General features: G+C 58.3%; 18 protein-coding genes. 8 read left to right on the forward strand and 10 right to left on the reverse strand.

The genetic code is table 11. The features are described 5' to 3' along the window. The first annotated feature begins 101 nt into the window (after positions 1-101). Positions 102-1,490, forward strand: a complete 1,389-nt coding sequence (gene pheP / locus BJ885_RS01325) for a phenylalanine transporter (RefSeq protein ID WP_121931006.1) — start codon at positions 102-104, stop codon at positions 1,488-1,490. 108 nt (positions 1,491-1,598) lie between these two features. Here the strand turns inward: pheP and BJ885_RS01330 are convergent, their stop codons facing one another. Together BJ885_RS01330 and BJ885_RS01335 are read right to left on the reverse strand one after the other, a co-directional pair. Next, complete coding sequence (locus BJ885_RS01330) at positions 1,599-2,843, reverse strand: mechanosensitive ion channel family protein (protein WP_121931007.1); 1,245 nt, start codon at positions 2,841-2,843, stop codon at positions 1,599-1,601. Positions 2,844-2,908: 65 nt separating this feature from the next. Continuing rightward, positions 2,909-4,345, reverse strand: coding sequence for an MFS transporter (locus tag BJ885_RS01335; RefSeq protein ID WP_109844926.1), 1,437 nt, complete (start codon positions 4,343-4,345; stop codon positions 2,909-2,911). Between the two features lie 107 nt (positions 4,346-4,452). On the opposite strand from BJ885_RS01335, the gene BJ885_RS01340 reads away from it, so the two are divergent. Beyond that, entirely contained in the window at positions 4,453-5,325 is an 873-nt protein-coding gene (locus tag BJ885_RS01340; protein ID WP_063440701.1) for a helix-turn-helix transcriptional regulator, read from the forward strand. A 38-nt stretch (positions 5,326-5,363) separates the two neighbouring features. Here BJ885_RS01340 and BJ885_RS01345 read toward each other — a convergent pair whose 3' ends face one another. The 5 genes from BJ885_RS01345 to BJ885_RS01365 form a co-directional block, all read right to left on the reverse strand. Further along, positions 5,364-6,977: a ShlB/FhaC/HecB family hemolysin secretion/activation protein gene (locus BJ885_RS01345; protein WP_259467183.1), complete on the reverse strand. Its 1,614-nt coding sequence runs from the start codon at positions 6,975-6,977 to the stop codon at positions 5,364-5,366. A gap of 143 nt (positions 6,978-7,120) precedes the next feature. Beyond that, the gene (locus BJ885_RS01350; protein WP_121931009.1) at positions 7,121-9,754 is read right to left on the reverse strand and encodes a filamentous hemagglutinin N-terminal domain-containing protein; all 2,634 of its coding nucleotides are present in this window, start codon (positions 9,752-9,754) and stop codon (positions 7,121-7,123) included. A gap of 403 nt (positions 9,755-10,157) precedes the next feature. Next, positions 10,158-10,811: an oxygen-insensitive NAD(P)H nitroreductase gene (gene nfsB / locus BJ885_RS01355; RefSeq protein WP_024906901.1), complete on the reverse strand. Its 654-nt coding sequence runs from the start codon at positions 10,809-10,811 to the stop codon at positions 10,158-10,160. 120 nt (positions 10,812-10,931) lie between these two features. Continuing rightward, positions 10,932-11,300 (reverse strand): MmcQ/YjbR family DNA-binding protein, encoded by a 369-nt coding sequence (locus BJ885_RS01360; RefSeq protein ID WP_032662927.1) that lies wholly within the window; start codon positions 11,298-11,300, stop codon positions 10,932-10,934. After that, the gene (locus tag BJ885_RS01365) at positions 11,290-11,880 is read right to left on the reverse strand and encodes a TetR/AcrR family transcriptional regulator (RefSeq protein WP_039264021.1); all 591 of its coding nucleotides are present in this window, start codon (positions 11,878-11,880) and stop codon (positions 11,290-11,292) included. Before BJ885_RS01365 ends, BJ885_RS01360 begins: the two co-directional genes overlap by 11 nt. 190 nt (positions 11,881-12,070) lie before the next feature. Here BJ885_RS01365 and BJ885_RS01370 point away from each other — a divergent pair, with 190 nt between their 5' ends. Together BJ885_RS01370 and BJ885_RS01375 are read left to right on the forward strand one after the other, a co-directional pair. Then, complete coding sequence (locus tag BJ885_RS01370; RefSeq protein ID WP_121931010.1) at positions 12,071-13,174, forward strand: MBL fold metallo-hydrolase; 1,104 nt, start codon at positions 12,071-12,073, stop codon at positions 13,172-13,174. A gap of 32 nt (positions 13,175-13,206) precedes the next feature. After that, complete coding sequence (locus tag BJ885_RS01375) at positions 13,207-13,548, forward strand: RamA family antibiotic efflux transcriptional regulator (protein WP_010428317.1); 342 nt, start codon at positions 13,207-13,209, stop codon at positions 13,546-13,548. Positions 13,549-13,630: 82 nt separating this feature from the next. Here BJ885_RS01375 and BJ885_RS01380 read toward each other — a convergent pair whose 3' ends face one another. Then, positions 13,631-13,879, reverse strand: a complete 249-nt coding sequence (locus BJ885_RS01380; RefSeq protein WP_121931011.1) for a DUF1158 domain-containing protein — start codon at positions 13,877-13,879, stop codon at positions 13,631-13,633. A gap of 478 nt (positions 13,880-14,357) precedes the next feature. Between BJ885_RS01380 and BJ885_RS01385 the strand changes: the two genes are divergently transcribed. From BJ885_RS01385 to BJ885_RS01395, 3 genes are all read left to right on the forward strand, one after another. Continuing rightward, positions 14,358-17,066: a cation-transporting P-type ATPase gene (locus BJ885_RS01385; RefSeq protein WP_121931012.1), complete on the forward strand. Its 2,709-nt coding sequence runs from the start codon at positions 14,358-14,360 to the stop codon at positions 17,064-17,066. Positions 17,067-17,171: 105 nt separating this feature from the next. Continuing rightward, positions 17,172-18,236 carry an efflux RND transporter periplasmic adaptor subunit gene (locus BJ885_RS01390; protein WP_121931013.1) on the forward strand — a complete coding sequence of 355 codons (1,065 nt, stop codon included), beginning with the start codon at positions 17,172-17,174 and terminating at the stop codon, positions 18,234-18,236. Positions 18,237-18,245: 9 nt separating this feature from the next. After that, positions 18,246-21,401 carry an efflux RND transporter permease subunit gene (locus BJ885_RS01395; protein WP_121931014.1) on the forward strand — a complete coding sequence of 1,052 codons (3,156 nt, stop codon included), beginning with the start codon at positions 18,246-18,248 and terminating at the stop codon, positions 21,399-21,401. Here BJ885_RS01395 and BJ885_RS01400 read toward each other — a convergent pair. Then, positions 21,331-22,452, reverse strand: a complete 1,122-nt coding sequence (locus BJ885_RS01400) for a YbdK family carboxylate-amine ligase (protein ID WP_029741715.1) — start codon at positions 22,450-22,452, stop codon at positions 21,331-21,333. The genes BJ885_RS01395 and BJ885_RS01400 overlap by 71 nt on opposite strands. A gap of 105 nt (positions 22,453-22,557) precedes the next feature. Between BJ885_RS01400 and BJ885_RS01405 the strand changes: the two genes are divergently transcribed. Then, positions 22,558-23,448, forward strand: a complete 891-nt coding sequence (locus tag BJ885_RS01405) for an oxidoreductase (protein ID WP_121931015.1) — start codon at positions 22,558-22,560, stop codon at positions 23,446-23,448. Here the strand turns inward: BJ885_RS01405 and BJ885_RS01410 are convergent. Further along, on the reverse strand, positions 23,445-24,239 hold the full coding sequence (locus tag BJ885_RS01410) for a helix-turn-helix domain-containing protein (RefSeq protein ID WP_121931016.1): 795 nt from the start codon (positions 24,237-24,239) through the stop codon (positions 23,445-23,447). The genes BJ885_RS01405 and BJ885_RS01410 overlap by 4 nt on opposite strands. Positions 24,240-24,280: the final 41 nt, after the last annotated feature.

Here is a 24,280-nt window from a genome sequence, read left to right on the forward strand (position 1 = left end):
GTTCCATCTCGTTATCCGGGGCAGGGATGCCCCAATCCCTTGCTACCTCCAGCATGAAGTGTTAAAACGTGCCCCTTCTAAAAAAGAGACAGGGGTAGGACGTGAAAGACGCGTCATCCGCTTCAGGCCATGGTAGCGCTGAAGCCTCGTCGGATCAGAATCCGACGCTGCAACGTGGTTTGCAAAATCGACATATTCAGTTAATTGCCCTTGGCGGCGCGATCGGTACCGGGCTGTTTCTCGGCATCGGCCCCGCTATTCAGATGGCTGGCCCGGCGGTTCTGCTGGGTTACGGTATCGCCGGGATTATTGCCTTCCTGATCATGCGCCAGCTTGGCGAGATGGTCGTTGAAGAGCCGGTTTCAGGCTCCTTCGCGCACTTTGCTTATAAATACTGGGGCCCGTTTGCAGGCTTCCTGTCCGGCTGGAACTACTGGGTCATGTTCGTGCTGGTGGGAATGGCGGAGCTGACCGCCGCAGGCATTTACATGCAGTACTGGCTGCCGGACGTGCCGACGTGGATCTGGGCGGCGGCCTTCTTCATCATTATTAACGCTGTTAACCTCGTCAACGTGCGCCTGTATGGCGAAACCGAGTTCTGGTTTGCGCTGATCAAGGTGCTGGCGATTATCGGGATGATCGGCTTTGGCCTGTGGCTGCTGTTCTCCGGCCACGGCGGCGAGCGGGCCACTATCGACAACCTGTGGCAGCACGGCGGTTTCCTGGCGACCGGCTGGAAAGGGCTGATTCTCTCCCTTGCAGTGATCATGTTCTCCTTCGGTGGACTCGAGCTGATTGGCATTACCGCTGCGGAAGCGCGCGAACCGCATAAAAGCATTCCCAAAGCGGTCAACCAGGTGGTGTACCGGATTCTGCTGTTCTACATCGGCTCGCTGGTGGTGCTGTTGGCGCTCTATCCGTGGGTGGAAGTGAAGTCCGACAGCAGTCCGTTCGTGATGATTTTCCACGATATGAACAGCAACCTGGTGGCCTCGGCGCTGAACTTCGTCATTCTGGTGGCGTCTCTGTCGGTCTATAACAGCGGCGTTTACTCCAACAGCCGCATGCTGTTTGGCCTCTCCGTGCAGGGCAACGCACCGAAGTTCCTCACCCGCGTCAGCCGTCGCGGCGTGCCGGTGAATTCCTTGTTCCTTTCCGGCGCTATCACCTCGCTGGTGGTGCTGATTAACTATCTGCTGCCGAAAGAGGCCTTTGGCCTGCTGATGGCGCTGGTTGTCGCTACGCTGCTGCTGAACTGGATCATGATCTGCCTGGCGCACCTGCGCTTTCGCGCCGCGATGCGCCGCAAGGGACGCGAGACGCAGTTCAAAGCGCTGCTTTATCCGGCGGGGAATTATATCTGTATCGCTTTCCTGGGGCTGATTCTGGTGCTGATGTGCACCATGGATGAGATGCGCCTTTCGGCGATGCTGCTGCCGGTGTGGGTGGTGTTCCTGTTTGTAGCGTTTAAGCTTTCCCGCAAAAAGTAGCGCGGTTTTTCCCTCTCCCTGCGGGAGAGGGCCGGGGTGAGGGCACCACACCAAACCGCACCTGCCTTCACGCCCGGTGGCGCTTCGCTTACCGGGCCTACAAACGAATTATCTGGCGATAACGTCCGCCAGGGATCGAATATCGTTCCCGGTCGGGGACTGGTGAATACGCAGCCCAAATTCATCCACCACCGCGAAAATATGGTCGAAGATGTCGGCCTGAATCTCTTCATATTCTGCCCAGACCACCGTATTGGTGAAGGCATATATTTCAATCGGCAAACCATTCGCATCAGGCGCTAGCTGGCGCACCATCAGCGTCATATCTTTGCGAATACGCGGATGGTTGCGCAGATATTCATTCAGGTAGGCGCGGAAGGTACCAATATTGGTCATCTTACGCAGGTTTAATACCGACTCCCCTTCACCGTTCTTCTGATTCCACAGGTTAATTTCCTCATGTCGCGCGGCCAGATAGGGCTTCAGCAGCTTCGCCTGAATGAGTTTTTGCTGCTCCTGCTCGTCCAGGAAATGAATGCTGGTGGTATCAATATTCAGGCTGCGCTTAATGCGTCGCCCGCCGGAGGCAGACATGCCGCTCCAGTTGATAAAGGCGTCAGAGACCAGGGCCCACGTCGGAATGGTCGTAATCGTATTATCGAAGTTGCGTACTTTCACGGTGGTCAGGCCGATGTCGGTCACCGTGCCGTTGGCACCGTATTTCGGCATCTCCAGCCAGTCGCCGAGCTTGAGCATGTCGTTGGCGGAGAGCTGAATCCCCGCCACCAGTCCGAGTATCGGGTCTTTAAACACCAGCATCAGCACGGCGGCCATGGCGCCGAGACCGCTTATCAGAATCGCCGGGGACTGGCCGATCAGCAGGGAGATAATCAATATTCCCACCAGGATGGCGCTCACCAGCTTGATGCCCTGGAAGATCCCCTTCAGCGGCAGCTGTGATGCGGTGGCCATTTTCTGCGACAGATTAAAAATCACGTCCAGCAGCGAGAAGAAGGAGAGCAGGGCATACACCATGACCCACAGCTTTGCGCATGTCGTGAGAATTTCCGCCGCTTCGCTGCCTTTTTGCAGCCACAGTACCGCCTGGACGTTGACGATTATCCCCTGAAGGGTGAAGGCCAGACGGTGAAATAATTTATTCTGGGTGATGATCTGCAGCCACAAATGGCTGCTGGCCTGCGCGCGTTTTTCGAAAGCGCGAAGCACCACTTTGTGCAGAATAAAATGAACGATGATGGCGGTAAGAAAAATAATACCAAAGATAATCACTAAAGAGGTGGTGTGATTAATTTCAATGCCTAACTCTTCAACCTGAGCAATTAATTCCTGCATAACGTCTCCTGTATTGATGCAGCCCCATAATGGCGGCTGCGGATCTATTATGCAAATTCACGGGCTTATTTGGTGGCCTGGCAGACCTTTACCATCGGCAGGCACAGGCGATGGCGGATGCGCAGCGTCGCCAGGGCAAGCACCACCATCATCGCCGTTTCCACCATCAGGAAGACGTTCACCGCCTGGGTGTAATCCCCGTGATGGTTCTGCAGCGCGTGGAGCAAAATCGCGCCAAAAATGGCCGGGCCAAGCCCCAGCGCGGCCTGCTGCAGCGTGCTGAGAATGGCGCTCGCGGCCCCCGCGTCGTCAGGCTGAATATCGCGCATCCCGATGCGGTAGAAGCTGTTCACGATCAGCGCCTGCCCGTAGCCGACCAGCCCGGTCGCGGGCGCCAGCGTCAGGGCGGTATTCTCCATTCCCCAGACGCGGAACGTGGCGATCAGCGCCAGCAGGCCGGCAATCTGGATCGCCAGACCGGTCAGCAGAATGGTACTGGTGCTGTAGCGAGCAATCAGCCGCGGCGCGAACCACGCCGAAATAAAGTAAGTTACGCCCAGCGCGATAAAACTGTTTCCGGACTGCCACGGTGCCATCCCCAGACCGGTTTGCATGGTCAGCGCCATACAGAACATAAACCCGGACCAGACGCTGAAAAAGAGCATCGCAATCAGTATGCCAAAGCGAACGCTGCGAAGCTGCAGCAGGCGCGGCGGGATCAGCGGGTGGGCGTTCTCACGCTCCTTTTTGCGCGCATTCAGCGCCGTCAGCCAGCCCAGCGGAATAATCGCGAGAAGCATAACCTTCAGCGGCCACGACCAGTGCCACTGGGGGCCGAGCGCCATCGGGAACAGCAGGCAGCAAAGAATGATCGCCAGCAGCACGGTTCCGGTCCAGTCGATGCGTGACGGCGTCTCGCGACGGGTTTCGGGTACGAAATGGCGACTCAGCGCCAGCACCACCAGACAGATCGGCACGTTGATGAAGAAGGCGTTTCGCCAGCCCAGCCCGGCGATATCCGCCGACACCAGCCAGCCGCCGCCCATCTGGCCGACGATAAACGCAATCCCACCGATGCCGCCAAACAGGCTGATGGCCTTAGCGTGCGCCGTACCTTTCAGCGTCACGTGCAGGGTGGCAAGAATTTGCGGCACGATCAGTGCGGCTCCCGCCCCCTGAACGATGCGCGCGGCCAGCAGCTGTTCAATGTTCCCCGCCATCCCGCAGAGCAGCGAGGCCAGGCCAAAGCTCGCGACGCCCCACATGAACAGACGCCGACGGCCAAAGTTATCCCCCAGCTTGCTGCCGAGCGCGAGGCAGACGGCGAAGGCCACGCCGTAGAGGGCGACTATCAGCTCCAGCTCGGTGGCGGTGGCGTTCAGCGAGTGGGTGATGGCGTCCAGCGCCACGTTGGTGATTGAGGTATCAATCATCGGCAGCATCTGGCCGGTTAGCAGCAATATCAGGCCAGCGCGGCCCGGTGAAACAACTGACGTATTCATGGTAACTCCATTGCGTCATTCATCAGATGGTCGTAGCATCAACTATCTGATAAACGGGTACCAGTTCTTGCTTATACTGGTACTGGCACTACCATGCAGGGGGATTTATGGCCTTGATGTCTGAACCCGTCGTCTCACTTCAGGATGACACCCGAAAACAGCTGGGGGCATTTTTACGCGCACGACGTGAAAGCCTCGATCCGCAGCGTCTCGGCCTGCCGCGCAGCGGTCGCCGCCGCACGCCGGGCCTGCGCCGGGAAGAGGTGGCGATGCTCGCTGATGTGGGGGTGACCTGGTACACGTGGCTGGAGCAGGGCAGGGACGTCAATCCATCCAGCGCGGTGATGGCCGCTGTTGCAAAAGCGCTACAGTGCACCCCGACCGAGGCACGACACCTGTTTGTGTTAGCCGGGTTGCCGCCGGGTGAAGCGCCGCAGGCGGTCTGCTGCGAGGGCATCAGCGAGGGCACGCGGCGCCTGCTGGATACGCTTATGCCTAAACCCGCCAGCATTCAGAAACCGAATTTCGACATCGTGGCGTGGAACGACAGCTTCGGGCACCTGATGGGCGTCGATTTCAATGAAATCCCGCCGGAAGACCGCAACTGTATTTACCTGTTCCTCACCCACCCGGCGTGGCGCGCGCGTCTCGGCAGACGTGACGATGTGCTGCCCATATTTGTCTCCTATTTCCGCGCGGCGATGGCCGAACACCGGGGTGACCCGCTGTGGGAGGCCAAGTTGGCGCGCTTCTTTGCGGTGTCCGAAGAGTTCAAAACCCTGTGGCACCAGCGCAACGACGTGCGCGGCGTGGAGAACCAGCTCAAGCTGTTTACCCATCCCGAGCTGGGGGATTTTACGCTGCAGCAGATGTACTGGTACTCCGCGCCGCGAAACGGGTCGCGGCTTCTGGTGTATCTGCCGGTGGATGAGGCGGGGGAGCGAGCGATGGAATGGCTGGCAGAAAAAAGCCGAACGTAATACTCATCGCCCGAAAGTGCTAATTTTTCACTCTGCCCTCAGTACTGCCATTGCACCGAAAATCCAAGCGTGACGGGACTGGTATGCATCTCATCCGGTTTTGCCAGAGGCACACCCGCAAAAAGGTCATAACCCAGATGGCCTTTTACCCCACGTACGCCTGCGACCGCACCGGCAATGTGCTCCCCGCTCCAGTAATCATTTTCTGAGCCGCTGACTTCGCCATAGTCTGCTCCAATATACGGCTGCATTCCCCATACCGGCAGATTCAGATTGATATCATTACGCAGATACCAGCCTTTGTCGGCATACAATGAGGACTCTCCGTCAAAGCCGCGCACCGTCCAGCGGTTGCCGATGGTGAACTTATCGGGCTGGGTCAGCCTGTCCGGAGTGGTCTGTTGCTTGAAATGCGGCTCATAGCTAAGGGCGAACTTGCCCAGTTTGAACGGGAAAGTACCGTCTGCACTCAGCGTAATGATGCGCGCCTGCGCGTCGGCGCTGCCCACCATCTCTTCGGCATCGGCTTCTTCACCAAACCAGGGTGCGGCATGTTGATAACCGAGGCTTGCCGTAAGCTGGCCGAATGGAAGATAGGCTAAATGCTCCAGGCTAAGCTGCCAGCTGCTGGTGTCCCGGTGCTGAACCTCCACTTCCACGTCGTTAAGATCGTAGCGGGAATCACGCTTAATCCCTTTAAAGCCCAGCGTGGTTTTCTGGCTCGCGCTGCGGTAAACCACACGGTTAAGCGCGGCGGTCATTAACTTTTCATCGCTACTGTACCGGTAGTGAAAATCACCGCTATGGATAGTCTGCGTCGTTCTGTACTGGCTGGCATAAAGTTCCAGCGCCCAGTATCCCCAGGGAACGGAGTAAAACGCCGAGCTATTATCGTTACGCTTGCCGTTTTCATTTTTGAAACCACCGCCATACGCTGCATAAAACATATCGTTGAGCGAGGTGGGGTTATCCAGATATAGCGCCAGGCCCCCCTGATATCGTCCGGTGTATTTACTTCCGGAATCATCAAACCAGCTGCCCAGTCGCCAGGCTTTACGCTGGTCGCGCTTGATCTCTACGCGGGTATCGCCAGGATTTTCCCCCGGCATCAGACGAATACTCGCCTGCGAACCAGGAATACGCTGCAGGTTTTCCAGCCCCTGTTCCAGACCGCGTAAATCGAGGAGATCGCCCGGTGCTTGCGGGACGTTATTCCAGCGATGAACGGGGAGCCCGCTTTGATCCTGAATAATGACATCACTGACGCGTCCAGGCAGGATTTGCAGGGTTAGCGTTCCCTTGTGCAAATTTTGCTCCGGTATTAATACGCGGGTGGTAATAAATCCGTGGGATATTAATCGATCCTGCACGGCCGTATGTATGGCTTTAATTCCCTTCACGCCGATACAGTTATTCTCAGCCTGACGAATGACATCGCGAAAGGTGAGCCAGTGTGGAAGCGACTGCGTATTGTCGATTCTCACATGGCGAATGTCATAGCAAACAGACTCTTTCGGAAGAACAAGCGCGTCGCCTTTCGACGTGCTTTCAGCCGTAAGCAGCGGCTTACCCTGAGGCGCGAGCTGTTCGTGTCGGGCTTGATCCTGCTGCTGTATCGTTGCTGGTTCGGCATGAAGAAGAGAGGATTGCATTAAGCATAAGGACAAAAAAAGGAAACTGAGGCCCGCTTGATAATTGTTCATTATAATTTACAACGTCCTGGAGATACTCATCGCAGAAACATAGTTAGGGAATAAAGCCTCACGAAGGTGTGAGGCTTTTTATTTAAAAAGAATTACGCTGCGGTAGCGATGACATAGCCGCCAGGGTAATAAATAATGTCCTGAACAACATAGCCGTAATAGATATCACCCGGGTGGTAAACGACGCCGTTTTCCCAAACGCCATTACCTTCAGGTGTGCCGTTTGGCTTAACTGTGGTATTTCCACTGTTATCCGCCGTGGCATCCGAGTCTGTGTTGGTATTGCTGTCGTCAGGCGTCGTTGCACCGTTATCCGGGGTCGTTGCACCGTTATCTGTGGTCGCAGCACCGGTCTCGTTAATAATACCCATATTATTAACGTAGCCTGTGGTGTACACGCTATCGCCGGTAATTTTACCGCTGGCTTCGTTGTTAATACCGCTAGCCGTGTTCAGCGTAATATCGCCTGCACTGGTGATGTTACCGCTGTTGGTCAGGTAATTGCTGACCAGGGTAATACCGTTATCAGCGGACAGCGTGCCGCCGTTGATGAGGGTTACGCGGTCCATCTGTGCGTTCAGTTTATTACCCGCAGTCATCGTGCCGTAGTTATACGCGGTACTCTGAGACCAGCCGTAGCTGCCCATTACGGTGAGATTAATGTCATGTGCCGCACGGATATCACCGCTGTTGTCGAGGTTATTCATCACAAACAGCGTGGCATCAGAACCGGCGTTGATCTTGCTACCCGCATCCGTCATCAGATAAGAGGTGGTGACGTTGATGTTATGGTCGGCGCTAATCGTGCCGTGTCCCCGGTTCTCCAGGTTAGTGGTGTTCAGGTTGAAATCATTCTTGCTGACGATCGAGCCGCTGTTGGACAGGTCTGCCAGCTGAAGATCCAGCTGATTAGCGGTAATGTCGCCGCTGTTGTCGAACTGACTGCTGTTCATCTGCAGCGCCAGGCGACCGCCAGCCGCGATGGAACCGCTGTTATGCGCCGGGCCGCCATAGCTATTCCAGCCATTAGAACCGATGTTTAACATCATATCCTGACCCGCCTTAAGGGTTCCGGCGTTCTGGAACGTACCGGTCACGGTCATGTCGATGTTGCCGCCTGCTTCCATCTTACTGGCAAGGTCAGAATAGTAGGACGTGCCGTACATAAAGAGGTCTTTGCCGGCTGCAATGGTGCCGGACATATTATCCAGCGCGCCATTGATTGAAACAGAGCCGTCGCTGTGGATTGAACCATTGCGGTTAGAGAGCATGTTGTTGCCGCTCACCTGAAGCTGGCTGTCAGACCCCAGAGACTGAATCACCCCGTTATCGTTATTCAACATGGAGGCGTTGATCATGTTCCAGCCGTTCCCGGCGGAAATAAGACCGTTGTCGTTCGTCAGCGTGTCGACATTGACGGCCATCGCTCCGTTGGTTTCTACGCGGCCAGCGGAGTTGTTCAGGCTGGCAGCGTCAACGTTGAGGGCACCCTTAGCATCAATGCGGCCATGGGTATTATTCACGCCCTGCGCGTTGTAATTCCAGGAGGCGCGGCCGATCGTCAAATCGCCATTGCTGAGAATTTCACCGTCGCTGTTGTTCAGCGAGTCAGCGGTAATAAAGGTATTCTGGCTGCCCTGGATGGAACCGTGGCTGTTAACGGTATTTTTGCCGGAAAGATTAACCATCGCAGCTTTAATGACGCCGTTAGTGTTGTCCAGCGTGTTGTCTGCGGCAACGGAGACCATACCCTCAGAGGTAATCTGACCGTTATGGTTCAGGACATCACTTCCCATTACGGTAGCTGCATTTTTACCGCTGATATGTCCCCCGTTGTTTTCGACCACACCATCAACATTGATTGACAACGTGTCGGATGCCGTCAGGTCTGCACGATCGATATGCACGCCAACGCCGGCGTCAGTGCCTTCCATATAGATTTTATTCGCGTACATGGAACCCAGCGCAGACACATCCAGCGCTACGTCCGGGGCATTGCTGCTGTCATACTTCTTCTGCACATGACCATATTTATCGATGTGGTTGTTACCCGTTACGATATTCAGTTCGTTAGCCTGAACTTTCGCATTGACCTTCACTGAGCGGGCAATAATGTCGGTGTACTGCGTAGAGCGGGTATCCATCCCTTTACCGGTGATGGTCACCTGGCCTTTGCTCACATCCAGACCGGTAACATTACCCTTGTTATCGTATGTGGCTGTACCGGTGGTCAGCGTAGCGTGGTTGGTATTGATAAAGCCGCAACCGTCACAGGTGATGCCTGATGGGTTGGCGATAATCACCTGTGCGGACTGGCCTGCCACTTCGACCATGCCGTTCAGCTGGCTCGGATCGGATGAACGTACTTCGTTCAGGATCACCTTAGCGCTGCCGCCAGCCATATTAGCGTTGCCATCGATCTGGCCTGCTAATTGGGTGTTGGTTGCTGTGCCGCTGTTATTCAGGATCACGCCGTTGCTGTCGACGTTAAATTCGGAATAAACGTTATGGGAAACTCCACCTGCGCTCGCCTTGTTGATATCAACGATGGTTGCGCCACTTGCATCCGTATGAATGGCCGGTTTATCGGTATTACCTGCCACGATGGCGGCCTGAGCAGGCATGATCATGCCCAGTGCAAGCATGGTCGCAAAACAGGTCGGCGCCAGTTTAGCGTGTAATACTTTTGTATTAGACCGAGTGCTCACTGCACTTTTATTTTTCATATATCTATCCTTGTAATTCCTTGAAAAAGTGTTCCCATTTCTTTTTATGCGAAATGGAGGCATATAAAAACATGCATAATCTCGATTACAAAAATAGACATGTAACAATTCATACAAAGTTCGCGTTAATAAATGATGTACCAGAGTGGAATAATTAATTTGGGCGCGGGGAAAATAAGGGGATATATTTTTGAAGGTTATTGATTTGGATGGTGCGAGGCTATAACTGGTTGATATCACATAGAAGAACGTAATTATTAATTATAAAATCGTATGCGAAATTTCCGATATAAGTATTTCTGTGCTGTTACAAATAATTTGCCTGCTAACGAATGCATCTATACACAACGGGAGTATACGGTAGTGAAAACAGGCACGCCGGAACCCAGCGTGCCACAAAGGATCAGCACTCAGTCACAATCGTGCTCAGCGGCAGGCGAGACTTCGGCAGCGTGGCGTTGAAATCTTCCACGCTGTGGTGCCCAACCGGTACCACCACCAGGCTGGTAAAGCCTTTCTCTTTCAGGCCAAATTCTTCGTCGAGAATGGCGGCGTCGAAACCTTCAATCGGTACCGCGTCCAGGCCCATCGCGCCCACGCCCAGCAGGAAGTTACCGACGTTCAGGTAAACCTGCTTCGCCATCCACTGGTCGTCATCTTTCAGATCTACGCGGTGCATGTCGGCGAAATAGGTGCGGCCCTTATGGTTTGCGGCTTTGGCTTCCGGCGTGTTGAAACGGCCATCGGCCTCTTCCTGATCCACGACGCGCTCCAGCCAGGCGTCATCCATCGCGGTTTTCGCGCAGAACACCACCACGTGGGACGCATCCAGCATTTTGCGTTCGTTGAACACATAGGTGCCCGCGGCGGATTTCGCCACGCGCGCTTTTCCTTCCTCGGTGCTGGCTACAATGAAGTGCCACGGCTGGGAGTTGGTGCTGGACGGGCTGTACTGCAGCAGGGTTTTGATTTTTTCCGCTTCTTCCGCGGTCAGTTTTTTGCTTGCGTCGAACGCCTTGGTAGAGTGGCGTTTCAGGGCGACAGAAATGATATCCATAACAACTCCTGGTGATGAAATTCGCCCGCTCGCGGGCGCGAAAGGAATGCAGATTACAGCGGGACGCGGAAAAAGATAAGTGCAATTCGAGCGCTTAATCTGTTCGTCTCAGACGAACAATCAGACCGGCCGGATCCACTTCTGGTCTTTTTTCGGCAGCTTATCCACCACCAGATTCCACGAATCATTAATGAGGTCGGTAACCAGTTCCGGCGTCACGTCGTCAGTGCCGTAAAGGGAAATCCAGTGCTTTTTACTCAGATGGTAACCCGGCTCTATCCCGCGATAGATCTGCTGATTTAACAGTGATTTCTCCGGGTCTGACTTCAGGCTGACGTGCGGTCGCCCGTGCGCGACCGCGACGATCATGAAAATCTTTCCGCCCACTTTAAACACATCAAACTCCGGCCCAAACGGCCAGCAGTGTTCGGTGAAGGGCAACTCAAGGGCCACGCGCATTGCGTGCTCCTGCAAGGATTTACTGTCCATCGCTCTCTTCCTGGGCCAGCCCGCGCCACATCACTTCAAAACCGAGCGCTTTAAAATCAACGGCGCGGGAAGGGTCGCGAGTGGCAAATTCCATCGTGGATTCGGCCAGCGATAAGAAAAGCGCATCGCCAAACGTTTTAAATTCATCTGACATAAACACCTGACGCACCGAGCGGCGGCACAGTTCATGGAGTTCCGGGAACATCTCTTTCACCGCCTGTTCCGTTTCGGCGCTCAGCTTTTCACTGACGCCGATCTGGCGGATAGCCGCATGAGAAACGGGGTTACGAATACCCCAGTCTACGTAGCTGTTCCAGATATTGCGGGTATGTTCTTTGGGCAGCGTGATGGTGCGATCGAGGTTTGCCAGCATGGCCTGGCAGAGATCCTGCTTCAGGTGCAGATAGAGGGCATTCAGCAGATCGTCTTTAGTGGGAAAGTAGCGAAACAGGGTCCCTTCGGCGACGCCCGCGTTACGGGCGATTAACGACGTTGAGGCGGCAATACCTGACTGTGCAAACGCCACCGTTGCGGCTTCCAGTAAGGCCTGTTTTTTATCTTCACTCTTCGGACGTGCCACTAAATTTTTCCCCCTGTCAATTATAAAAACCCTGATTGAAACACGTGCTTTGACACGCTGCAACGCGGAATGTCAAAGATCGAAAACGTCTTGACGACTTTATCATCATATCTATAATGAGTGCTTACTCACTCATAATCAAGTTTACCCCGCGCAAACTATCGGATGGGGCGCGTTTTCGGGTCTGGATATGAAAAAACCTCTCTTCATCTGCGTGGTGTTAATCATGATTATTGCTTCAGCTGCGAGTTTACCGTTTGTACTGAATGCCGGATTTGGTCAGCCACCGCAGGGTGAGCAGCTCACCGAAGTGGAGGCCTCCCCCCAGTATCGCGAGGGGAAATTCCACAATACGCTGCCGACGCCGGGTTATAACGGCGACAAAAACATGCTGGTCGCGACGTGGGATTTTCTGACCAAAAAAACCGAAAACGCGCGCCCGGCCCAGCCGCTGCCGCTGGTGAAAACCGATCTTGCGAGCCTGCCGCTGGAGCAGGACGCCCTGGTGTGGCTCGGTCACTCCTCGTGGTACCTGCAGCTCGCGGGCAAACGCATCCTGATTGACCCGGTGCTCAGCAACTATGCCGCGCCGTTCTCGTTTCTGAATAAAGCCTTTGCCGGGGAGTACCCGTGGCGCGCTGAAAGCATGCCGGAAATCGACCTGCTGATAATCTCGCACGATCACTACGATCATCTGGATTACGCCACCATCAGGGCGCTACTGCCGAAGGTGAAGCGCGTGGTGACGCCGCTGGGCGTGGGATCCCATCTGCGCTACTGGGGTATGAAGCCTGAGATTATTGACGAGCGCGACTGGAACCAGTCGGTACGCATCAGCGATGAACTGACGGTGCATGTTCTGCCGGCGCGCCACTTCTCCGGGCGCGGCATCAAGCGCGATCGAACCCTGTGGGGCAGCTTTATGTTCGTCACGCCAGAGCAGAAGGTTTATTACAGCGGGGACTCCGGCTACGGCCCGCACTTTAAGGCCATCGGCGAGCAGTTTGATGGCGTGGATGTCGCCATCATGGAAAACGGCCAGTACGACCAGGACTGGAAGTACATCCACATGCTGCCGGAGGAAACGGCGCAGGCCTCGGTGGATCTGAACGCGAAAGCCGTAGTGCCCGGGCATAACGGACGCTTCGTGCTGGCGAAACATACGTGGAACGATCCGCTGATCCAGCTGGCTAAAGCCAGCAAGGATAAAAACTATCGGCTATTGACACCGGCGCTGGGCGAGCCCGTCCGGGTGAATGACGCCACGCAAACCTTTCGCGCGTGGTGGGAATAATGTTTAAGCGAGAAGCAGAGGGGGACAGCAGCATGACCATTTCCGCTCAAGTCATCGACACTATCGTCGAATGGATCGACGACAATCTGCACCAGCCATTACGTATAGAAGAGATTGCCCGCCACGCGGGTTACTCGAAGTGGCACCTGCAGCGGTTGTTTATGCAGTACAAAGGGGAGAGCCTGGGGCGTTATATCCGTGAGCGCAAGCTGCTGCTGGCGGCGCGTGATCTGCGTGAGTCCGACGCTCGGGTCTACGACATCTGCCTGCGTTACGGGTTTGACTCGCAGCAGACGTTTACCCGTATCTTCACCCGGACGTTCAACCAGCCGCCTGGTGCGTACCGCAAGGAGAACCACAGTCAGACGCACTGAGCTGTTTTCCGCCCTGGCGGGTCTGGAAAATTGCCATCACAGGCCGGGTAAGGCGAAGTCGCCACCCGGCTTTTTTATTGGCTTACGAGGCCATTGAAAACCAGCGGCGCCAGACGAAACGCAGGACGAAGAATTCGATGGCACCCAGCAGTAAAAACCACACGCAGAACAGAATGGTGTAAAGCTGGTTCAGATCGACCATGTGAAAGGTCTGAACCAGCTTCTGCGCCAGCACCAGACCCAGCGACGGCGCGGGTAACAGCAGGCAGGAGAGCAGGGCCAGCAATAAAATGCCGCCTGCCGTAAGCAGCGATTCTAACGGGTGTTTCATCGTAATGTTAATCGTCAGTTAAAAATGTCATTGTCCGGCATCCTGTAACGTAAAGCAATATCAGCGATTCAGACGTTATTGAATAAAACGAGGATATTATTTAGCGGATAAATAACAAAATACGACCCGGCATTTATATTAATATCGCGTTATGTAAATAAACGTCTTTATCAGGAAAATAATTTTACAAATGTATAGGTGCTATAACCAATTAACGTGGCAATAACAATGGCTACGACAATGTATAACGCCAGGCGTCGTCCGCGATAAATACCAAACATGGTTCCCCCTCGTTTAATGTTGGTTTAGAAATATTTTGTAAAAATCAGGTCATCGAAATAGTTTTAATCAGTTTTGAATAACCGAGAAGTCATTATATTGCGTTAGATCAATTTTACCCGCAAGACTTAAAAATGAATTTATTTAAGCCAGAAAGGAATTCAGGCTTCTGTTCACCGGATATTGAAGGAAAAATACGATGACCGAAAAAAAATTGTCCCCAAACGTGCCGCCTTCCGGCGGGCTGGCATACCAGCAGACCGTAGAGCAGGTGCTTACCCACACGCAGAGCCAGGCTAGCGGTCTGGAGCGTGCAGAGGCGCAGGCGCGTCTGCAAAAATCAGGTCCGAACGCGCTGCCGGAGAAAAAAGGTAAACCCGCCTGGCTGCGTTTTCTGGCCCATTTTAATGATGTGCTGATTTATGTCCTGCTGGCCGCCGCCGTATTAACGGCAATAATGGGCCACTGGGTTGATACGCTGGTTATTCTGGGCGTGGCGGTAATCAATGCCTTAATTGGCCATATTCAGGAAAGCAACGCGGAAAAATCCCTGAAGAGTATTCGCAATATGCTCTCCAGCGAGGCGCGCGTTATTCGTAACGGCACTCACGAAACTATACCCACAACTGAAATAGTCCCGGGCGATATTATTGTATTACGCGCGGGAGATCGTATTCCGGCGGATATGCGTTTAATCGAAGCGCATAATTTACGCGTGGAAGAGGCGATTCTGACCGGTGAATCTACCGTGGTGGATAAACACATTAATCCGCTGAACGGCGAACTGCCGCTGGGCGATCGCACCAATATGGTCTTTTCCGGGACGACCGTAAGCGCGGGCGGCGGCGTAGGCGTGGTCACCGCGACCGGTAAGGATACGGAGCTTGGCCACATCAACCAGATGATGGCGGGCATCGAAAAGCACCGCACGCCGTTGCTGGTGCAGATGGACAAGCTGGGTAAAGCGATCTTCGCCATTATCCTGGCGATGATGGCCGCGCTGTTCGTCTTCAGCCTGGTGTTCCGCGAGATCCCGATGGGTGAGCTGCTGCTCTCCCTGATTAGCCTGGCGGTGGCCTCCGTGCCGGAAGGCCTGCCGGCGATTATCTCCATCATCCTCTCGCTGGGCGTACAGGCGATGGCGCGCAAGCGGGCAATTATCCGCAAGCTGCCGACGGTTGAAACCCTGGGCGCGATGACCGTGGTCTGCTCGGATAAAACCGGCACCCTGACCATGAACGAGATGACGGTCAAAGCCATTATCACCGCTGACGCCTGCTACCGCGTGGACGGCAACAGCTACGAGCCGGTCGGCAACATCTACCTGGAAGGCAGCGATGAGCCGGTCCACATCCAGCCGGGCACCGTGCTGGAGCAGTACCTGCGCACCATCGACCTGTGTAACGACAGCCAGCTGATTCAGGACGAGCGCGGCCTGTGGGGAATCACCGGTGGCCCAACCGAGGGCGCGCTGAAGGTGCTGGCGGCGAAGGCCAGCCTTGAGCCGGTCATGACCACGCTGGTTAACAAGATCCCGTTCGACTCGCAGTACAAGTACATGAGCACCCACTACCAGATTGGCGGTGAGGAGCAGATCCTGATCACCGGCGCGCCGGACGTGATTTTCGCCCTGTGCGCCGAGCAGCAGACCCGCAACGGTGCGGAAGCCTTCAACCGCGCGTACTGGGAAAGCGAGATGGAGCGCTATGCGCGTCAGGGGCTGCGCATGGTGGCCGCGGCGTTCAAACCAGCGAACGGCGAGCAGGCGCTGACCCACGACGACCTGAGCAACGGCCTGATCTTCCTCGGCATCGCCGGGATGATGGATCCACCGCGTCCGGAAGCCATTGATGCGATTAACGCCTGCCAGCAGGCGGGGATCCGCGTGAAGATGATCACCGGGGATCACCCGCAGACGGCGATGAGCATCGGCCAGATGCTGGGGATCACCAACAGCGAGCAGGCGGTCACCGGCTACGAGCTGGAGAAAATGGACGACGCCGCGCTGGCGGAAGCCGCGGTGAAGTATGACATCTTCGCCCGTACCAGCCCGGAGCATAAGCTGCGCCTGGTGAAAGCGCTGCAGGACAAAGGCGAAATCGTCGGCATGACCGGTGACGGCGTGAACGATGCCCCGGCGCTGCGTCAGGCTGACGTCGGCATCGCGATGGGCATCAAGGGCACGGAAGTGACTAAAGAGGCGGCGGACATGGTCCTGACGGACGATAACTTCGCCACCATCGCCAGCGCGGTGAAAGAGGGGCGTCGCGTTTACGACAACCTGAAGAAGACCATCCTGTTCATCATGCCGACCAACCTCGCGCAGGGGCTGCTGATTGTGATTGCGCTGCTGGCGGGAAACATCATTCCGCTGACGCCGGTGCTGATCCTGTGGATGAACATGGCCACCTCCGCCACGCTCTCCTTCGGCCTGGCCTTTGAGGCCGCCGAGCGCAACATCATGCGCCGTCCGCCGCGTCAGACCGGGCAGCACGTGATGGACGCCTACGCCGTGTGGCGCGTGGCCTTCGTCGGCACCATGATTGCCATCGCCGCCTTTGCGCTGGAAGCCTGGCTGGCCCCGCGCGGCCACAGCGCGGAGTTCATCCGCACCGTGCTGCTGCAGATGCTGGTCTGCGCTCAGTGGGTGTACATGATTAACTGCCGCAACACCGAAGGGTTCTCCCTGAACCGCGGCCTGCTGGCGAACAAAGGGATCTGGCTGGTGACGGGCGTGCTGTTCCTGCTCCAGGCGGCGATTATCTACCTGCCGTTGATGCAGATGCTGTTCGGCACCGAAGCCCTGCCGCTGCGCTACTGGTTTGTGACCCTGGCGGTGGCGGGCGTGATGTTCTTCGTCGTCGAAATCGAGAAGCGACTGACCCGCAGGTTCCGTAAGGCTGCATAACCTTTTGCCCTCACCCTAACCCTCTCCCACAGGGAGAGGGGACTCTGACCTCCCTCTCCCTGTGGGAGAGGGCCGGGGTGAGGAGAACACATCTGAGGTACTCCCATGAAACTCCCACTCCTGTTCGCGCTCCTCGCCTGCACCCTGCAACCCGTATTCGCTGCCGCCATCCCCGTTCGCGTCGCCACCGTGGAGCAGACCGCCCACGCCGCCGAGCGCCAGATCCCGGGCCGCATCGAGGCTATCCACACCGTTGAGCTGCGCGCGCGTACCGAAGGCGCGATCGCCAAAATCCACTTCCGCGACGGGCAGTACGTGAAAAAAGGTGACCTGCTGTTCGAGCTGGACGACGCCGAGCCGCGTGCCGCCCTGCGTCTGGCGCAGGCCGAGGTGAGAAGCGCCGAAGCCACGCTGCGCCAGGCGCAGCAGCAGCTGTCCCGCTTTGAAAGCCTGGGCAGCAGCAACGCCATCAGCCGTCACGACGTGGACAACGCCCGCATGCAGCGCGACGTCGCCAGCGCGGCGCTGGAGCAGGCCAAAGCCCGGCTCGAAACCCGTAATGTCACCCTGAACTACACCCGCATCACCTCACCGATTGACGGCCGCGTAGGGCACAGCCGGTTCCACGTCGGCAGCCTGGTCAACCCTGCCAGCGGCGTGCTGGTGGAGGTGGTGCAGCTCGATCCCATTCGCATCGCCTTTGCGCTGGAAGAGGGCGCATTTGCCACCAAAGCCGGACAGCATGCGGATATCAGCGCCATGAAGCAGGCCTGGCAGGCGTTCATTGACAGCAACGGCCAGCGCGTCAGCGGCGAGCTGACGTCCGTGGACAACCGCATCGATCCGCGCACCGCCAGCGTGATGCTGCGCGCCGAGTTTGCTAACCCGCGCCATCAGCTGCTGCCCGGCGGCAGCGTGAACGTGACGCTACGCCCGGCCAGCGAGCAGCCGGTTCTTACCCTGCCCGCCGCGGCGGTCCAGCAGAACAGCGACGGGTTCTTTGCCTGGGTGGTTAACGCCGACGGCAAAACCGAAATGCGGCCGCTGAAGGTCGCCGGACAGATCGGTCAGCAGTTCCGGATTACCTCCGGCGTGAAGCCCGGTGAGCGAGCGATTACTGACGGCGCGCAGCGCGTGCAGCCCGGCGCGGCCGTCCAGATACTGAATTAAGGAGCCATCATGCTGACGTTTTTCATCAAACGCCCGCGCTTCGCGATGGTGATTGCGCTTGTCATCACCCTGGTGGGGGCCATCGCGCTGAGGATTATCCCGGTGGAGCAGTACCCGCAGATCGCGCCGCCGGTGGTGAACGTGTCTGCCAGCTGGCCGGGCGCCAGCTCGGCTGACGTGGCGGAGGCCATCGCCACGCCGCTGGAGACCCAGCTGAACGGCGTGGATCACATGCTCTATATGGAGTCCACCAGCTCGGACGAAGGCACCTACAGCCTGAACATTACCTTTGCGGCGGGCACCGATCCGGACCTCGCCGCCATCGACGTGCAGAACCGCGTGGCGCAGGCCGTGGCGCAGCTCCCGACCGAGGCGCAGCAAAACGGCGTGCAGGTGCGCAAGCGCGCCACCAACCTGATGATGGGGGTAAGTCTTTACTCACCGAACAACTCCCATACGCCGCTGTTCGTCAGCAACTACGCCAGCACCCAGGTGCGCGAGGCGCTGTCTCGCCTGCCGGGCGTCGGACAGGTACAGATGTTCGGCGCGCGCGACTACAGCATGCGCATCTGGCTGCGTCCGGACCGCATGAACGCTCTGAACGTCACCACCGACGACGTGGCGCAGGCGCTGCGCGAGCAGAACGTGCAGGGGGCGGCAGGCCAGGTCGGCACGCCGCCGGTGTTTAACGGCCAGCAGCAGACCCTGACCATCAACGGCCTGGGGCGCTTAAGCCAGGCCGAAGACTTTGCCGACATCATCATCCGCGCGGGCGAGATGGGCCAGCTGGTGCACCTGAAGGACGTCGCCACCATTGAACTCGGCTCGCGCAGCTACAGCTCCGGCGCGCGGCTGAACGGGCACGACTCCGCCTACCTCGGCATCTACCCGACGCCGTCCGCCAACGCCCTGCGCGTGGCCGACGCGGTGCGCGCGGAGCTGGAGCGCCTCTCTACGCGCTTCCCGGACGACCTGGTCTACGAGGTGAAATTCGACACAACCTCCTTTGTTGCCGCCACCATTAAGGAGATCGGCGTCTCGCTGGCGCTCACCATGCTGGCGGTTGTGGTGGTCGTTTCCCTGTTCCTGCAAAGCTGGCGCGCGACGCTGATTGTCGCGCTCGCCATTCCGGTGTCGCTGGTGGGCACCTTCGCGGTGCTCTACGCGCTCGGCTACTCCGCCAACACCCTCAGCCTGTTCGCCATTATTCTGGCGCTGACCATGGTGGTGGATGACGCCATCGTGGTGGTGGAGAGCGTCGAAACGCTGATGGCGGAAGGGCAGAGCCGCACGGCGGCGACCGCGCTCGCGCTGCGCCAGATTGCCGGGCCGGTCATCGCGACGACGCTGGTGCTGCTGGCGGTGTTTGTGCCGGTGGCGCTCCTGCCGGGGATTGTCGGCGAGCTGTACCGCCAGTTCGCGGTGACGCTCTCCACCGCCGTCACGCTCTCAAGCCTCGTGGCGCTGACCCTGACGCCCGCCCTGTGCGCGATGCTGCTGCGTCCGCGCCCGGAGAAACCTGCGGCAGTCTATCGCGCCTTTAACCGCGGGCTGGACGCCACGCGCGGTTTCTACACCCGCATCGTGAACGTCTTAAACCTGCGTCCGTGGCTGGCGCTGCTGGCCACCGCGGGCGCGGCGGCCGTGGTGGCGTTCAGCTTTACGTCGATGCCAAAAGGCTTCCTGCCGCAGGAGGATCAGGGCTACTTCTTCGCCAGCGTCCAGCTGCCGGAAGCGGCCTCGCTGGAGCGTACCGAGGCGGTGATGACCACGGCGCGCGAACTCATCGCCAAAAATCCGGCGGTGGAGGACGTGATTCAGGTGTCCGGGTTTAACATCCTCAACGGCACCAGCGCCTCCAACGGCGGGTTTATCTCCATCATGCTCAAAGACTGGAGCGCGCGTCCGCCGCTGGACGAGGTGATGGGGAGCCTGCAGCGCCAGCTGCTGGCCCTGCCGGAAGCGACCATCATGACCTTCGCGCCGCCGACGCTGCCGGGGCTGGGCAACGCCTCCGGCTTCGACCTGCGCATCCAGGCGCAGGCGGGGCAGAGCCCGGCGGAGCTGGAGCGCGTGACGCGTGAGGTGCTGGCGAAAGCCAACCAGCATCCGCAGCTGAGCCGCGTGTTCACCACCTGGAGCAGCAACGTGCCGCAGCTGACGCTGACCGTTGACCGCGAGCGCGCGGCCCGACTCGACGTGCCGGTGTCGCGCATCTTCAGCAGCCTGCAAACCGCCTTTGGCGGCACGCGCGCCGGGGATTTCAGCGTCAACAACCGCGTCTACCACGTAGTGATGCAGAACGAGATGCAGTGGCGCGAGCGCGCCGAGCAGATTAGCGAACTGTTCGTGCGCAGCAACAGCGGCGAGCGGGTGCGCCTGAGCAACCTGGTCACCATTACGCCGAGCGTCGGCGCGCCGTTCCTGCAGCAGTACAACCAGTTTCCGTCGGTGTCGGTGAGCGGCTCGGCGGCGGCTGGGGTGAGCAGCAGCACCGCGATGGCTGCGATGGACGAGATTCTGGCGGAAAACCTGCCAGCCGGGTACGACTATGCCTGGAGCGGCATGTCGTATCAGGAGCAGCAGACCGGCAATCAGGCGATATGGATCGTGCTGGCGGCGGTGGTGATGGCGTGGCTGTTCCTCGTCGCCCAGTACGAGAGCTGGACGCTCCCGGCGAGCGTGATGTTCTCGGTGCTGTTCGCCATCGGCGGGGCGCTGGTCTGGCTGTGGATGGCGGGCTACGCCAACGACGTGTACGTGCAGATTGGTCTGGTGCTATTGATAGCCCTTGCCGCCAAGAACGCGATCCTGATCGTGGAGTTCGCCCGCGCGCGGCGCATGGACGGAATGGCGATTGTCGATGCCGCGCGGGAAGGGGCCTCGCGCCGCTTCCGCGCGGTGATGATGACCGCCGTGTCGTTCATCATCGGCGTCCTGCCTATGATGCTGGCGACCGGGGCGGGTGCCCAGAGCCGCCGCATTATCGGCACCACGGTGTTCAGCGGCATGCTGGTGGCGACCGTCGTAGGGATCTTGTTTATCCCGGCGCTGTTCGTGCTGTTCCAGCGTCTGCGCGAGTGGGGCCATCGGCTTACGGACTCGTCGCCCACAGCTCGCAGTGCTTCTGAACCAGAGAAATCAGCGAGCCGCCGTCGGCGATAAACTCCCGCATGCGCTGCGCCTCGCTCTTGCCCTGCTTTAACAGCAGGGCAATTTCATTGATTGCGCTCGTCGCGCCGAGCTTCTCGGCCGACGGCGCAACCTGCTCCAGCAGCCAGGCGATATCTTCCGCCACGGTTTTGTGCTCGCCGGTGTGCACGTCCGTCAGGATCCCCTCCAGCCCGTAGCGACAGGCCTGAAAGCGGTTAAAGCGGTACAGCAGAAAATCTTTTTCCTGATGCTTATAGGGCCGCGCGGTCAGCAGCCAGTGCGACGTCGCCTGAATAAGCCCGGCGATGTTAATCGCGTGGCCGAGCGTCAGCGGCGTATCCATCACCCGCACCTCGACGGTGCCGAAGTGCGGGCTGGGGCGGATGTCCCAGTGCAGATCCTTAATGCTGTCGATCATGCTGGTGGAACTCAGGCGGCGGAACAGCCCCTCGAACTCCTGCCAGCTGTTGACCCACGGCATCTGGCCGTTATCCGGAAATCCCGAGAAGATGTTGAGCCGCGACGAGGAGAACTTCGTGTCCGTGCCCTGCATATACGGCGAGGCGGCCGCCAGGGCGATAAAGTGCGGCACGAAGCGCGACAGGCCGTGCAGCAGGTAAATCGCGTCGTCCCCGGTCCGGCAGCCGACGTGCACGTGCTGGCCGAATACCGTCGCCTGCAAAATCAGGTAGCCAAAGCGCTCCAGCGTGACGTTATAGCGCTCGTCGTCGCACACCTCCTGCCGCTGCCACTTCTGGAACGGGTGCGTCCCGCCGCCGCAGATCTGGATATGCTGCTCCGCCGCCGCGCGCAGGATGCTCTGCTGCATCACCGAAAACTGCGCCGCCGCCTGGTCGATGTTCTGGCACACGCCGGTGGCGATTTCGAGCATGCTTTCGGTGATGTCGTGTTTGACCTCGCCGCCTTTGATGTCGTCTTTGACGGCGGCGATGAGCGCGGAGGAGTCCTGGCTCAGATCGTAGCCCGGCGGGTTAACCACCTGCAGTTCGAGTTCGATGCCGAGGGTGAAAGGTTCAGAGGACTTAAAATCAGGTAAAGGCATGGCGCACTCCGTTGTCTGTTGTGTGTTGAGTATAGACAACGGGTGTGGCGCGCTCGTCTCAGGGTGGTATAACTGATAGCAGGCTTAGCAAAAGGGGAGTGATTCATGTCTGACTATCCAACCATTGCGCTGATTGGACCGGGTGCGATTGGGACCACCATTGCCGCGGTGCTGCATGACGTTGGCCGCACGCCGCTGCTGTGCGGACGCACCGCGCACCCGGAATTGCGCCTGCGCCACGACGAGGGTGAAACGGTTGTGCCCGGCCCGGTATTGACCGATCCGGCCGTCATCACGCGCCCCGTCGATCTCGTTTTTGTGGCGGTAAAAACGACGCAAAATGCCGACAGCGCCGGATGGCTGCGGGCCCTGTGCGATGAAAACACCGTGGTCTGCGCGCTGCAAAACGGCGTGGAGCAAAAAGCCCAGCTTGAGCCGTGGGTTAACGGCGCAGCGGTGCTGCCGTCGGTGGTGTGGTTCCCGGCCCAGCGCGAGCCGGATGCTTCCGTCTGGCTGCGGGCGAAGCCGCGCCTGACGCTGCCGGACGTGCCGCAGGCGCAGCGGGTGGTGGAGGCGCTTCGCGATACGCGCTGCGCGGTTGAGCTCTCAACAGATTTCGCCACCGTCGCCTGGCGCAAGCTGCTGCAAAACGCGGTCGCCGGGCTGATGGTGCTGGCCAACCGCCGCGCCGGGATGTTCAGGCGGGAGGATATCAGCGAGCTTTCGCTGGCCTACCTGCGCGAGGGGCTTGCCGTCGCCCGCGCCGAAGGGGCGAAGCTGGACGATGGCGTGGCGCAGGAGATCCTGGCGAACTTCCAGCGTGCACCTGAGGACCTGGGCACCTCGATCCTTGCCGACCGTCAGGCCGATCGCCCGATGGAGTGGGATATTCGCAACGGGGTTATCCAGCGCTACGGCCACAAACACGGTATTGCGGTGCCCATCAGCGACGTGGTGGTGCCGCTGCTGGCGGCGGGGAGCGAGGGGCCGGGCTAACGGCCGCTGTTTTTCCGTTCGGCAAAGTAGTGGGCGGGCGTGCTGCCCATCGCTTTTCGGAACATGGTGATAAATGCATTCACCGATTCGTACCCGAGCGTTGCCGCCACGTTCTGGACCGGTACGCCGCTTGCCAGCTCCCGCAGGGCAATAATCAAATGCAGCTGCTGGCGCCATCGCCCGAAGCTCAGCCCGGTCTCGCGCTGCATCAGCCGGGCAAAGGAGCGCTCGCTGAGGGCGAGCCGTTTTGCCCAGTCCTTAAGGGTGCTTCTGTCCTCAGGGCGGATAACCAGCGCGTCGGCCATGGCGCGAATTTTCGGATCGGTCGAGACCGGCAGGCTCAGCTTCTGCTGCGGCATGCTGGCGAGCTCGTCCAGCGTGACACGGGTCAGCCTCGCGACGTGGCTGTCGGGGGGATAATCCACGCCTTCGCGCGTCAGACGATCGACCAGCTCCTTAATCAACGGCGAGATCGCCAGGGTGCAGCATCTCTCCGGCAGCGCCGCCGCGCCGGGCTCAATAAACAGATAGTTAAGATGCGCGTTCCAGGTCGCTTTGGCGCTGTGCGGGATCCCGCCGGGGATCCAGACGGCGCAGTCCGGCGGCACGATCCAGATATCATTCTCCGCGTAACAGCTGACCGCACCGTATCGGGCAATAATCAGCTGCCCCTTGCGGTGGGTATGCACCGGCACTTCCGCGGCGTAGTCCACGAAGTCCAGATGACGCGCCACCGCCGGGCTGGCGGTAGAGTCGGGGTCATACAGCGTAGTAGCAGGTTGAGGCTTCACGATTCTGGCAATATTTAGGTATTTTTTGACAGAATAGAGTA

Origin of the sequence: Enterobacter sp. WP_7_1, assembly GCF_003688535.1 — a bacterium.
GTDB lineage: Bacteria > Pseudomonadota > Gammaproteobacteria > Enterobacterales > Enterobacteriaceae > Enterobacter > Enterobacter asburiae.

Coding starts and splice junctions, on each gene's coding strand:
- nfsB (WP_024906901.1), bottom strand. CDS start 10,811: ATGGATATCATTTCTGTCGCCCTGAAACGCCACTCTACCAAGGCGTTC.
- BJ885_RS01370 (WP_121931010.1), top strand. CDS start 12,071: ATGAAAAAACCTCTCTTCATCTGCGTGGTGTTAATCATGATTATTGCT.
- BJ885_RS01350 (WP_121931009.1), bottom strand. CDS start 9,754: ATGAAAAATAAAAGTGCAGTGAGCACTCGGTCTAATACAAAAGTATTA.
- BJ885_RS01335 (WP_109844926.1), bottom strand. CDS start 4,345: ATGAATACGTCAGTTGTTTCACCGGGCCGCGCTGGCCTGATATTGCTG.
- BJ885_RS01375 (WP_010428317.1), top strand. CDS start 13,207: ATGACCATTTCCGCTCAAGTCATCGACACTATCGTCGAATGGATCGAC.
- BJ885_RS01395 (WP_121931014.1), top strand. CDS start 18,246: ATGCTGACGTTTTTCATCAAACGCCCGCGCTTCGCGATGGTGATTGCG.
- BJ885_RS01390 (WP_121931013.1), top strand. CDS start 17,172: ATGAAACTCCCACTCCTGTTCGCGCTCCTCGCCTGCACCCTGCAACCC.
- BJ885_RS01345 (WP_259467183.1), bottom strand. CDS start 6,977: ATGCAATCCTCTCTTCTTCATGCCGAACCAGCAACGATACAGCAGCAG.
- BJ885_RS01340 (WP_063440701.1), top strand. CDS start 4,453: ATGGCCTTGATGTCTGAACCCGTCGTCTCACTTCAGGATGACACCCGA.
- BJ885_RS01385 (WP_121931012.1), top strand. CDS start 14,358: ATGACCGAAAAAAAATTGTCCCCAAACGTGCCGCCTTCCGGCGGGCTG.
- BJ885_RS01330 (WP_121931007.1), bottom strand. CDS start 2,843: ATGCAGGAATTAATTGCTCAGGTTGAAGAGTTAGGCATTGAAATTAAT.
- BJ885_RS01400 (WP_029741715.1), bottom strand. CDS start 22,452: ATGCCTTTACCTGATTTTAAGTCCTCTGAACCTTTCACCCTCGGCATC.
- BJ885_RS01360 (WP_032662927.1), bottom strand. CDS start 11,300: ATGGACAGTAAATCCTTGCAGGAGCACGCAATGCGCGTGGCCCTTGAG.
- BJ885_RS01405 (WP_121931015.1), top strand. CDS start 22,558: ATGTCTGACTATCCAACCATTGCGCTGATTGGACCGGGTGCGATTGGG.
- BJ885_RS01380 (WP_121931011.1), bottom strand. CDS start 13,879: ATGAAACACCCGTTAGAATCGCTGCTTACGGCAGGCGGCATTTTATTG.